The sequence below is a fragment of the Polynucleobacter antarcticus genome (genome assembly GCF_013307245.1).
Taxonomy (GTDB): Bacteria; Pseudomonadota; Gammaproteobacteria; order Burkholderiales; family Burkholderiaceae; genus Polynucleobacter; species Polynucleobacter antarcticus.
On sequence record NZ_CP028941.1, the window covers coordinates 822,380 to 834,440 of the forward strand.

The following is a 12,061-nucleotide window of genomic DNA, read 5'->3' on the forward strand; positions in this document are numbered from 1 at the left end:
ACTCATACCTACTCAACAAAGAAGCTCTCAATGAACGCAAAGAAAATTTTTAAGAATCCTAAAATTGCTGTTATCGCAGGGGATGGCATTGGTAAAGAAGTGATGCCTGAGGGATTACGCGCTTTAGAGGCCGCCAATAAAAAATTCAATATCGGTATGCAATTTGATCATTTTGACTTTGCTAGTTGCGACTACTATCTCAAGCACGGCAAGATGATGCCCGATGATTGGTTTGATACCTTAATGAAGTATGACGCTATCTTCTTTGGCGCAGTGGGCATGCCTGACATTCTTCCGGATCATGTGTCCTTGTGGGGCAGCTTAATTCAGTTCCGTCGCGGCTTTGATCAGTACGTCAATCTCCGCCCAGTACGTTTATTGCCAGGGGTGCCATGTCCCTTAGCTAACCGTAAACCTGGAGATATAGATTTTTTTGTAGTGCGTGAGAACACCGAAGGAGAATATTCCAGTGTGGGCGGAAAAATGTTCCCCGATACGGATCGCGAGTTTGTGATTCAGGAATCCATCTTCACGCGCCAGGGTGTTGACCGTATCCTTAAATATGCTTACGACCTGGCACAAAGCCGTCCTAAAAAACACCTCACCTCAGCAACCAAATCTAATGGTATTGCAATCACCATGCCCTATTGGGATCAGCGCGTAGAAAATATGGCTAAGCAATTTGCAGATGTGAGAACTGACAAATACCATATTGATATCTTGGCTGCGCATTTTGTGATGAACCCGGATCGCTTTGATGTGGTGGTTGCTAGTAATTTGTTTGGCGATATTTTGTCGGACTTGGGTCCAGCTTGTACCGGTACGATTGCAGTAGCGCCATCGGGCAGTATTAATCCAGAGGGAAAATTTCCGTCTCTATTTGAGCCAGTGCATGGCTCAGCTCCGGATATTTACGGCAAGATGATTGCCAATCCTATTGGACAGATCTGGAGTGGCTCGATGATGCTAGATCACTTGGGCTACCCAGAAGCTGGCTTAGCTATTTTTACTGCGATTGAAAAAGTCTTGTCATCAGCTAACTCACCATTAACACCAGACCTTGGCGGAAAGGCGAAGACTGACGACTTGGGTAAGGCGATTGCCGCAGCAATCTAAGGATAAATATTTACTGATTAGTAGCGTTTAAGCAGCAGCAGAATCAGCAGCAGAATCAGTAGCGGCGTTTAAAGGACTCCATACGGGGTCCTTTTTACTGGCCTTAGCAATCTCACTAAGTATCTGTTCATGTAGTTGACAGTCTTCGGTACTCGCCGTCATGAGCTTGAAATGCGTGGGCAGGGCCTTGGTATGACCAGAGGCATCAGTACCAACGGTATAGTCAATTAAATCAATTGAAAGGTCTTCTTGGCCCCGAGTCATTGCCACATAGACTTCTGCTAATAACTGAGCATCCAGTAGAGCGCCGTGTAGTGTGCGGTGCTGATTGCTAATAGAGAAGCGATCGCATAGGGCATCTAAGGAGTTGCGCTTACCTGGAAACATTTGACGCGCATCTAATAGCGTATCAGTTACTTTTGTTGCTAAGCCTCTAAAAGCAGGGCGTTTTAATAAAGCAAACTCGTTATCTAAAAAGCCCAAGTCAAACGGTGCATTATGAATGACCACTTCTGCACCATCCACAAATTCAATGAGCTCTTCTACGATATGCGCAAAGACAGGTTTATCAGATAAAAATTCACGGGAGAGACCATGCACTGAAAAAGCGCCGGCATCAATGTCTCTTTCTGGATTGATGTAATAGTGAAAGGTACGGTCTGTTAGTCTTCTATCGACCATCTCAACGCAGCCAATTTCAATAATACGATCGCCCGTAGCCGGATTAAGCCCAGTAGTCTCAGTATCTAAGATAACTTGACGCATTAGGTACCCTTCAATACAGATTCAGGAATATCCATCGGACCATTGCCGGCATATTTATCAAGATAAAGATAAATGACGGGGGTAATAATCAGAGTCACAAATTGCGAGAGAATCAGGCCGCCTGCAACACTGACACCCAGGGGTTGGCGCAGTTCAGCGCCGGCACCCAAGCCAAATGCAATAGGTAGGGCGCCCATGAGCGCTGCAACGGTTGTCATCATAATCGGCCTAAAGCGCAAAATACAGGCTTCACGAATGGCTTTTTCAGGACTCATGCCCTGATTTCTTTGGGCATCAAGCGCGAAGTCAATCATCAAAATCGCATTCTTTTTCACAATACCAATGAGCAATAAGATGCCGATCGACGCAACCACCGTCAATTCAAAGCCGAAGATACGCAGGGCCAAGATGGCGCCAATGGCGGCGGAGGGTAGCCCAGCCAAAATAGTCAGTGGGTGAATATAGCTTTCGTATAGCACACCCAAAAGAATATAAATGACGCCAAGTGCCGCTAAGATCAGAATAATTTGACCAGACTGATTGTCTTTAAATACTGCAGCATCGCCACCATAGCTCGTAATGATAGAAGGCGGCAGCCCAATTTCTTTGACGTATCCATCAATCGCTTTAGTAGCATCACCCAAGAAAACATCTGGTGCTAAGTTGAAGGATAGAGTGACAGCCGGTATTTGTCCTTGATGGTTCACGGCAGTGGGCCCCACCGTTCGGACGAACGTAGCCAAACTCGATAGCGGAATTAACTTATCGGTAGCTCTACCGCGAACAAACACTTTATTGAGGTCAGTTTCGAACTGGCGATCATCCTGGGCTGTTTCTAGAATAACGTAATAGGTGTTGACTGGCGTATAGATAGTAGATACCTGTCGCTCTCCAAAAGAGTTATATAGCGCACTACGAATATCGGCAATGGTGACGCCTGCACTGGCAGCTTGATCGCGATTAATCTCAATCTTGACATTGAGTCCCTTCAACTTAGAGTCGCTAGTGACATCACGGAAGATCGGATTGGTGCGCATTTTTTGCTCAAGCTTTTCTGCCCAATTATTCACACCTTCAAAGCCAACACTTTGCAATGTAAATTGATAGCGACTCTTACTACTACGTCCACCCAGTTGCAAATTTTGTACGGGACGCATATAGACCTGCAGGCCGGGTATCTCTCTAAATTTAATACGCAGCCCTTCAATCACTTGGTTCATTTTTTCTCTATCACCCTTAGGCTTGAGGATTATGAAAAAGCGGCCAGTGTTGCGACCAGCGCTCAGACCGCCCCCAAGGATTGAAATGGAGTTAGCCACATTAGGATCGCTATTGACAATCTCGGCTGCACGATCTTGAAGGGCCAGCATAGCCGCAAAGGAGGTGTCTTCCGCTGCTTCAGTCGTTGCCGTAATCTGCCCAATATCCTCTTCCGGAAAGAAGCCTTTAGGACTACTTGTAAATAAAGCTACTGTGATGAATAGAGAGGCAATCGCACCCCACAGTACTTTCTTACGATGGATCAGTGCAAGATCTAAGTAATGGACATAGGTATTAAGTGACCAATTGAACATTCGATCAAAGTGTTTATTGATCGCATACTCTTTAGGATGGTCCCCTGGCTTGGGCAGGAATCGGCTACACAACATCGGAACGATGGTGAGTGAAACAACAGCAGAGACAAGGATTGCAAGGGAAACCACTACCGCAAACTCTCTAAAGAGCAGGCCAATCGGCCCTGCCATAAAGAAGAGGGGGATAAATACAGCAACTAGAGAGAGCGAAATTGAGATGATGGTGAAGCCGACTTCTTTACTGCCCTTGAGTGAGGCTTTGAGAGGATCCATGCCTTTCTCAACATAACGCATGATGTTCTCTAACACGACAATCGCATCGTCTACTACTAAACCCACTGCCAAAGTAATGCCAAGTAGAGAGATATTGTCTAAGCTATATCCAAAAATGTAGAGTAGAAAAAATGCACCTATTAAAGAGATCGGCAGACTTACAGATGGTATTAAGGTTGCTGAAATGCGCTTAAGAAATAAGAAGATCACCAGCACCACTAAAAGAATCGTCAGTGCGAGCGTGATATTGACATCATGTATTGCTTCTGTAATTGAAAGAGAGCGGTCATTAACCAAAGTTAATTGAATTGACGCAGGCATTTGCTCTTGTAATTTTGGGAGCAATTTTTTAACGGCAGTAACAACATCGAGCGTATTGGCATTAGGTTGCCGCAGAATTCCGACCGCGATGGAACGCTCTCCACGGGAAGTCGCAAATGTTCTGACGTCTTCAAAACTCTCTTGGACATTCGCTACATCCCTGAGGTAAACCGGTAAACCATTGCGCTGGGCGATAACCAAGTTCCCATATTCTTCAGCTGTAACGAGCTGCGGGTTGGCGTAAATCGTAATGAGTTGACGAGGACCATCTAAAGTGCCCACTGGGCTATTGGTATTGGCCTTATTAATGGCTGTAGCCAACTCTTCCATTGTCATATTGCGGTTGCCTAGTGCATCCGGTCGAACGCTGACCCGAACAGCGTACCGTTTGGCACCATATACCTGAACTTGAGACACACCAGTGATAGTAGAAATCGCGGGTGATATTAAATTTTCAGCGTAGGCATTGATTTCAGAGAGGCTCATCGAAGGTGAGCTCATGCGTACAACCAGTATGGCGGTATCGGCAGGGTTAATTTTTCGATACGAAGGCGGTATCGTCATCTCAATCGGAAGACGGCGTTGCGCGCGCAATAGAGCAGCCTGAACATCGACTGCAGCCTTATCAATATCGCGATCGCTATTAAATTCCAGACTAATGCTTGTCGAACCAAGGGTATTGGTTGAGCTAATCATCTTGATGCCGTCAATCGTCGCAAATTCTTTTTCCAGCGGGAGGGCGACGGACGAAGCCATATTCTCGGGCGCAGCACCCGGTAGGCTAGCTGTTACTGAAATAACGGGAGTATTAAAACTAGGTAGTGCAGCTACTGGAATATTGAAGTACGCAACCGTGCCGGCAATCACAGTTGATACAGAAAGCAACACCGTCATCACGGGTCGCCTGATACATAACTCAGAGAGTGTCATTTTTTATCGGCGGCTGGTGGAGTAGCAGAATTCGGGGGAGTTATCGGCGCTGCGCTAGGAGTTTTAGCCTCACGCACTTTGCCTCCAGGGCGAAGATTTTGTTTGCCTTCGACCACGATGCGATCGCCAGGCTCTACGCCGGTGATGACGGTTTTTCCTTGATACTCATAGACAACCTTAATAGGCTTAATAGAGACCTTGCTGTCTTTATCCACCACATAGACAATGCTGCCTCGTGGGTTAATCACTACAGCCTCTGAGGGCACTTCAAGCGCATCTTTGAGGGTACTGGCATTGAGCGTGACACGCGCAAATTGTCCGGGCAGAATACTCATTTTTTCATTGGAGATTTGAGCGCGGACGCGCACTGCGGCAATTAAAGGATCTACTTGGTTATCAATCACTAAGACCTTGCCTTCGTAGACATTCTTTTCATTACTACCAACGGTCACTTTCACTGTGAGCGGGGCATCATCCTGCTTGCTCCCTAAAAGTAAGGGAATATCTTTCTCGGGGATGACGAACTGAACATTGATAGGATTTAATTGAGTGATAGTTACCATCGAGCCAACACTCGAGGTCGCAGTAGAGCTGGTTGCAGTGGTCACCACATTACTGGCTTGAACCAGCGACCCGGGGAAGACGTTAATGATGCCGGCTCGGCCATTAATCGGTGAGCGGATAGAGTCGAAGGATAGTTGAACCTCAGCAGAGCGCGCAGCAGACTGTGCTGCCTTGGCATTTGCTAAGGAAGTATCTAGCCCCGCCTGAGAAATAAAGTTTTTATCAACTAAACCTTTGGCACGCAGGTATTGTTTTTGCGCATCATCCGCGAGTGCTTTTAATCTTTCATAATTGGCCGTGTCATTCCGATTATCTAAGGTAAAGAGAAGCTGACCGGCTTTGATTTCCTCACCATCTTTAATATGAATCTTGGCAACCGTATTGGTCACCATCGGACGAATATCGACAATGCTATTGGAGATAAAGGTTCCCGTCGCCTCAATCATGATGGGGATGTCTTTTTTCTCTACGACCACACTAGTAATCGTTTGTGCCCCACCCATTTTTTTGCTTGCAGGAAAGTAATAGTCATAGGCTAGTGATGCGCAGTACAGCAGCACTGCTAGCAAAACAATGCGCCATTTGAATTTCAGCAGCAAGGCTTTGCTGGTGGGGTAATCCATTTTTTTAGCGTGACTCCAGATAGGAGAGGCTTTTTGCCACAGCTGGCATAGGCGTGCTTGTAGCCTATTTTTGACGCTTCCTAGTTGAGCTACCGCTTTATCGAGTGCTGATTCAATTATTGACACGTTCTGAGGCGCTTTTCTATTCTTAATAAGGGTGTAGCCGGCAAAGTGGTGGCCGATTTAGGATGATTCATTCTCTCATAAGACCATTAAAAACGGGTTTTGACTGCCTATTAGAGACTACGAGAGAAACTCTTCGACACCTCTGTTTGCCAGCAGGTCAGCCAGCTCGTTGCCAGGGTGACCACTGTGTCCACGGACCCAGTGCCAAGAAATGGCGTGATGGGGGATCAGGGTATCTAATTCTTGCCATAAGTCAGCATTTTTCACGGGATCTTTACTCGCTGTCTTCCAGCCGCGTTTTTTCCAGCCCTCTAGCCACTCTGTGACGCCCTTTTGTACATATTGGGAGTCAGTCCAAAGCTCTACAGAGCTGGTTTGCTTGAGCGCCTTAAGGGCGTGAATGACCGCGCTAATTTCCATACGGTTATTGGTGGTAAGTTTTGCCCCACCGTGAAGATGCTTTTCATGATCACCAGAAAGAAGCACTGCACCCCAGCCACCAGGGCCGGGGTTGCCTTTACATGCCCCATCGGTATAAATGACGATGTGGGGCAGAGTTTTGGTTTGTTCCATAGCGTTAATTTACAGGGTCTTGTGAAGACCTCTTGTTGACTGCAATTATTTGTCGCACTTGTTCTGGCGATTCTCGGCCACTGGACTAAGCTGGGTAATTGGGGTGATTCGCCTACTTTGGACTCGCCCAATCAAGCGAATCCCTTGCTGGCGTTTTATTGCTGAGATCAGAAAAACGGCTCCAAAGATGGGCCACCAGCGGTTCCCCATGGGTTCTAAGTAATCCATTCTGGCCATACCCGATTCTCCGCTCAAAGGGAATTTATAGCAGCCAAAATGACCGCGATCGAGCGAAAAATTAAGTAACTGAAGCCAATCTTTGACGCGCAGTAGGCTAATAAATTGACCGTCTCTTGGTAAGTAGGGGCTGCCGATGAGGCGACTGAGGTATTGGCGCACCCCCCATAGGCTAGCTGGGTTAAACCCAGAAATAATCAGGCGACCCTCGGGGCGTAAGACCCGTTCAGCCTCCCGCAAAATTTGGTGCGGATCGGCGGCAAACTCGAGCGCATGGGGCAGAACTAATAAATCGACGCTTTCAGATGCAAAGGGCAGCTCATTGGCGTTGCCTCTAATGCAATGCCAATGCGGGTGGGTTGCGTCGATTTGATGATCAGCGGAGTCGGTCAATATGGCTTGCAAAGGCATGCGATTTTCTGCCAAGGTGTTAATTTGCGGCAAACCCACCTGAATTGCATGAAATCCGAAGACATCGGCCACAATCTGATTAAAGCATTTTTGCTCCCAAGCAAGGACATATTGGCCAGGCGGAGACTGTAGCCACTTTTCCCATGAACTCCATGGTGGGGCAGGCATCTGGTGCGGGGAAGAGGGGGTTGGTATCATCGTTCTATGGAGAAGAATACTTTATTGCAAGTTTGGCCCATTCCGGCCTTTGATGACAACTATCTTTGGTGTATCCATGATGGTCAATCTGCTCTGATTGTTGATCCGGGGGATGCCGCCCCCGTCTTGCAATATTTAGCACAAGAAAAACTCACATTAACCGGCATTCTAATAACCCATCACCATGCTGACCATACTGGAGGAATTTTGCAGATTTTGCAGACTCTAGGTAAGCACATACCTGTATACGGGCCGGCAGCAATTGATATACCCGGTAGAACCCATGCCCTCATGGAAGGGGATAAGTTTGAGATTGCGGCACCGATGCTGAGTTTTGAAGTGTTTGAAGTACCCGGCCATACCCTCAGCCACATCGCCTACTTTGCGAACATACAGGCTAATGTGCCTGAGCCAATGCTCTTTTGTGGAGATACCTTATTTGCCTCCGGTTGTGGCCGCTTATTTGAAGGCACTCCAACACAAATGAGCCAGTCTTTGGCCAAGTTCATTGCCTTGCCAAAAAATACCTTGGTGTACTGCACCCATGAGTACACTTTATCGAATATTCGTTTTGCCTTAGCTGTTGAGCCCAACAACACCAACTTAATCAGTTGGGCCGAGAAGGCCAAGTCCTTACGCGACCATTACCTTCCTACATTACCAACGACGATTGGGCAAGAGTTGCAGGTCAACCCGTTTATGCGTTGCGATCAAGAAGAGGTGATTGATTCAGCATTGCGTATCTCCGGTGAAAAAACACTGCCAAGCCCTGCGCATGTCTTGGCGGTCATTCGGGCATGGAAGGATCGGTTCTGATGTCTTGGCGCTATGGGGCAATAGTGCTGATTGTTGCTCTGTCTGGTTGCGCAAGTAGTGGGGATTGGACATCCGATAGCTCAACGCGAAATGATCCTCGCGCTTTTAAGGCGCAAAAAGTTGACCTTCAAAAGCAATCTGTCAGCAAGCTATATGCGCCATCTAGCAATCTATGGATACGCATTCGGGATGGCTTTGAATTAGAGCCCATGAATACACCGCTAGAGATTGCCCAAGTACGATGGCTGGCGAATCGTCCTGACTATGTCAATCGCACTATGGCACGCTCATCACGCTATCTTTTTTATATTGTGCAAGAAGTCAATACACGCAATATGCCCATGGAGATTGCCTTACTGCCTTTTGTGGAAAGTGCTTTTGTAACACACGCCAAATCTAGTGCTAAAGCAATGGGCTTGTGGCAATTCATGCCAGCGACTGGTAAGGATTTTAGTTTGACGCAAAACGTCTTTAGAGATGAGCGTCGTGACGTATTGCAGTCGACCGATGCAGCCCTGGATTATTTACAACGATTGTACAAACAGTTCGGTAGCTGGGATCTTGCATTGGCAGCGTATAACTGGGGCGAGGGCAATGTAACTAAAGCACAAAAACGCAATTTGGCAAAGGGGCTGCCAACGGATTATCTGAGCCTTAGTATGCCAAATGAAACTCGCAACTATGTTCCTAAGTTGATGGCTTACCGTCAAATTGTTTTAGATCCCCAAGCATTTGGCATTGTTTTACCTGAGCTTGAAAATCATCCTTATTTTGTAGCGATCGAGGTTGCGAATGATATTGATGTAGCAGTGGTGATCGAGTTAGCAGAAATTCCAGCAGAGGAGTTTCATAGTCTCAATCCTTCATTTAATAAGCCAGTGATTTTAAGTAATGCCAATCAACAGATTTTGTTGCCATTTGGGCATGCAGAGGTATTTCAGGAAAACCTCAAAAAATATACTAAGCCTCTTTCCTCATGGACTGCTGTGCTCATCACTAAAACCGAGAGCGTGGATCAGGCAGCCAAAGCCCTGGGGGCAGATCCTAATACTCTTAGAGAAGTGAATGGCATTCCGAAGGGCATGAGAATACGGGCAGGGTCCACCGTATTGGTGCCCAAAACTAGCCGGCGTTACGGGGATATTTCTGTGGCGATGGCTGAAAATGCCAGCCTTAATCTTGCCAAGCCTGCACCCGCTGCGCCTAAAAATTGTGCTGCCGGCGCTAAGTGCCCTTCAGCTACTCCAGCAAAAGGGACAAATAAAGCCGCTACTAAGGGTAATTCCTCAGTAAAAAATGCTGCAACTCAGCATAAGCCCGCATCGACAGGACCTGAAAAATCTGCGAAAAACACAACTACGAAAGCGAATAGCCCTGCAGCTAAGGTAGCCGATGGCAAGGGGCTAAGTAAAACTCAGTAATTCGCTTTGTGCTCACACAACACTTTTTCATTTATTTAGGTTGATCATGTCCTACAAATCAGAACACGAACGTTCCATTCAAGATCCAGATAGTTTTTGGGGAGAGCAAGCAAGACTCATTCATTGGGAAAAGCCTTTTAATGAAGTTCTCAATTATTCCAACCCCCCGTTTGCAAAATGGTTTGAGGGTGGATTAACCAACCTTTGTTACAACGCTGTCGACCGGCATTTAAAAGACCGTGCCGACCAAGCCGCTCTGATTGCGGTTTCTACAGAAACCAATCAAGAAAAAGCGTACACATTCAAAGAGCTTTATGAAGAAGTCAATCGGATGGCTGCGATCTACCAAGCCAATGGCGTTAAAAAAGGTGATCGTGTATTAATTTATATGCCAATGATTGCAGAGGCAAGTTTTGCCATGTTAGCTTGTGCGCGTATTGGAGCGATTCACTCAGTTGTGTTTGGTGGCTTTGCATCTCACAGCTTGGCATCTCGAATTGATGATGCAAAACCTAAAATGATTGTGACGGCTGAGGCTGGCTCACGCGCGGGCAAGCCGGTGCCTTACAAGCCCTTGTTGGACGAGGGTATTGCGCTGGCTAGCTTTAAGCCTGAAAAGGTATTGATTGTGAACCGGGGTCTGACGGAGTTCACCATGGTGGCTGGGCGTGATGTAGATTACGCGACTGAGCGCCAAAAGCATCTGAACGACATCGTGCCAGTAGAGTGGGTCGATGCCACTCATATCTCTTATATTTTGTATACCTCAGGCACCACTGGTAAACCAAAGGGTGTGCAACGCGATACCGGCGGCTATGCTGTAGCGTTAGCGGCATCGATGAAGCACATCTTTTGCGGTAACCCTGGCGAAACCATGTTCTGCACTTCGGATATTGGTTGGGTAGTGGGACATAGCTACATTATTTATGCGCCACTTATTAACGGTATGGCTACTATCTTGTATGAGGGTACGCCATTACGCCCCGATGCAGGTATTTGGTGGGAGTTGGTTGAGAAATACAAAGTGTCCGTGATGTTCTCGGCGCCAACTGCTGTGCGTGTTCTCAAAAAACAAGATCCCGCATTTTTAACTAAATACGATCTATCTAGTCTACGTGCCTTGTTCTTAGCTGGTGAGCCTCTAGATGAGCCAACCGCAACATGGATTCATGATGCGATTAAAAAACCGATTGTGGATAATTATTGGCAAACTGAAACCGGTTGGCCGATGCTGGCTATTCAGCGCGGGGTAGAAGTCATGCCGCACAAATTTGGTTCGCCAGGCGTGCCCTCATTTGGTTACAACATGAAGTTGTTAGATGATGCGACCTCCGAAGAATTAGGTCCCGATAAAAAAGGGGTGATTGCCATTGAAGGTCCCTTACCTCCAGGTTGCATGCAAACAGTTTGGGGTGATGACAAGCGCTTTGTCAGTACCTATTGGGAAACTATTCCTGGTAAGACGATTTATTCCACATTTGACTGGGGCATTAAAGATAAGGATGGTTACTTCTTTATCTTGGGCCGCACCGATGATGTGATTAACGTAGCGGGCCATCGATTAGGTACTCGCGAGATTGAGGAAAGTATTTCTAGTCATCCGAATGTCTCCGAGGTGGCTGTAGTGGGTATTGAAGACAAACTAAAGGGACAGGCTGCGATCGCCTTTGTGATTCCGCGTAATTCAGACAGTATTGCTAATTTAGAAGCGGAATGTATGAAGACAGTGGATAGTCAGTTAGGACCGATTGCCCGACCTGGTCGTGTTTATGTGGTGAATGCTTTACCGAAGACCCGTTCAGGCAAGATTGTGCGTCGTGCACTGCAGGCCGTGGCAGAAGGTCGTGATCCTGGTGATATTAGTACGATGGAAGATCAAACCGTTCTGGCCCAAATTAAGGACATCATCGACAGTACGGCCAAGGCGTAAAGGCGCAACCCCCCTCAAGCCCTGTAGCTATGGGATTGCAGGGGTGTGAGCCATAAAACTGGTATTATTATTGAGTTCAAAATTTAATAAATTACCCTAGCGCTTAAAGACACTCACCTCCCGCACAAACAGTCCTGGGTTGGTCTTTTTGGGGTGTTGAGCGTCGGATGGAGCAGGGACTGG

At 47.0% G+C, this 12,061-nt stretch carries 9 protein-coding genes; 4 read left to right on the forward strand and 5 right to left on the reverse strand.

What is annotated here, in order from left to right:
- Positions 1–30: 30 nt before the first annotated feature.
- Positions 31–1,116: a tartrate dehydrogenase gene (locus tag DCO16_RS04300; protein ID WP_302480384.1), complete on the forward strand. Its 1,086-nt coding sequence runs from the start codon at positions 31–33 to the stop codon at positions 1,114–1,116.
- 27 nt (positions 1,117–1,143) lie between these two features.
- Here the strand turns inward: DCO16_RS04300 and dnaQ are convergent, their stop codons facing one another.
- The 5 genes from dnaQ to DCO16_RS04325 form a co-directional block, all read right to left on the reverse strand.
- Entirely contained in the window at positions 1,144–1,881 is a 738-nt protein-coding gene (dnaQ, locus tag DCO16_RS04305) for a DNA polymerase III subunit epsilon (RefSeq protein ID WP_173942506.1), read from the reverse strand.
- On the reverse strand, positions 1,881–4,979 hold the full coding sequence (locus DCO16_RS04310) for an efflux RND transporter permease subunit (protein ID WP_173942507.1): 3,099 nt from the start codon (positions 4,977–4,979) through the stop codon (positions 1,881–1,883). Before DCO16_RS04310 ends, dnaQ begins: the two co-directional genes overlap by 1 nt.
- Positions 4,976–6,292 carry an efflux RND transporter periplasmic adaptor subunit gene (locus DCO16_RS04315; RefSeq protein ID WP_173942508.1) on the reverse strand — a complete coding sequence of 439 codons (1,317 nt, stop codon included), beginning with the start codon at positions 6,290–6,292 and terminating at the stop codon, positions 4,976–4,978. Before DCO16_RS04315 ends, DCO16_RS04310 begins: the two co-directional genes overlap by 4 nt.
- Before the next feature lie 117 nt (positions 6,293–6,409).
- Positions 6,410–6,847, reverse strand: coding sequence for a ribonuclease HI (rnhA, locus tag DCO16_RS04320; protein WP_173943769.1), 438 nt, complete (start codon positions 6,845–6,847; stop codon positions 6,410–6,412).
- A 63-nt stretch (positions 6,848–6,910) separates the two neighbouring features.
- Positions 6,911–7,681 carry a class I SAM-dependent methyltransferase gene (locus DCO16_RS04325; RefSeq protein WP_254598098.1) on the reverse strand — a complete coding sequence of 257 codons (771 nt, stop codon included), beginning with the start codon at positions 7,679–7,681 and terminating at the stop codon, positions 6,911–6,913.
- 36 nt (positions 7,682–7,717) lie between these two features.
- Between DCO16_RS04325 and gloB the strand changes: the two genes are divergently transcribed.
- From gloB to DCO16_RS04340, 3 genes are read left to right on the forward strand one after another with little or no spacing between them, the layout of a single operon-like run.
- The gene (gene gloB / locus DCO16_RS04330; RefSeq protein ID WP_173942510.1) at positions 7,718–8,527 is read left to right on the forward strand and encodes a hydroxyacylglutathione hydrolase; all 810 of its coding nucleotides are present in this window, start codon (positions 7,718–7,720) and stop codon (positions 8,525–8,527) included.
- Positions 8,527–9,948, forward strand: coding sequence for a transglycosylase SLT domain-containing protein (locus DCO16_RS04335; RefSeq protein WP_173942511.1), 1,422 nt, complete (start codon positions 8,527–8,529; stop codon positions 9,946–9,948). The genes gloB and DCO16_RS04335 overlap by 1 nt, the downstream gene beginning before the upstream one ends.
- Before the next feature lie 46 nt (positions 9,949–9,994).
- A complete protein-coding gene (locus tag DCO16_RS04340; RefSeq protein ID WP_173942512.1) occupies positions 9,995–11,878 on the forward strand; it encodes a propionate--CoA ligase in 1,884 nt (627 codons plus the stop codon).
- Positions 11,879–12,061: the final 183 nt, after the last annotated feature.

What these genes read in the sequence shown, in the direction of transcription:
- DCO16_RS04300 (WP_302480384.1), top strand. Translation starts at nt 31, where the DNA reads ATGAACGCAAAGAAAATTTTTAAGAATCCTAAAATTGCTGTTATCGCA.
- dnaQ (WP_173942506.1), bottom strand. Translation starts at nt 1,881, where the DNA reads ATGCGTCAAGTTATCTTAGATACTGAGACTACTGGGCTTAATCCGGCT.
- DCO16_RS04310 (WP_173942507.1), bottom strand. Translation starts at nt 4,979, where the DNA reads ATGACACTCTCTGAGTTATGTATCAGGCGACCCGTGATGACGGTGTTG.
- DCO16_RS04325 (WP_254598098.1), bottom strand. Translation starts at nt 7,681, where the DNA reads ATGCCTGCCCCACCATGGAGTTCATGGGAAAAGTGGCTACAGTCTCCG.
- gloB (WP_173942510.1), top strand. Translation starts at nt 7,718, where the DNA reads ATGGAGAAGAATACTTTATTGCAAGTTTGGCCCATTCCGGCCTTTGAT.
- DCO16_RS04335 (WP_173942511.1), top strand. Translation starts at nt 8,527, where the DNA reads ATGTCTTGGCGCTATGGGGCAATAGTGCTGATTGTTGCTCTGTCTGGT.
- DCO16_RS04340 (WP_173942512.1), top strand. Translation starts at nt 9,995, where the DNA reads ATGTCCTACAAATCAGAACACGAACGTTCCATTCAAGATCCAGATAGT.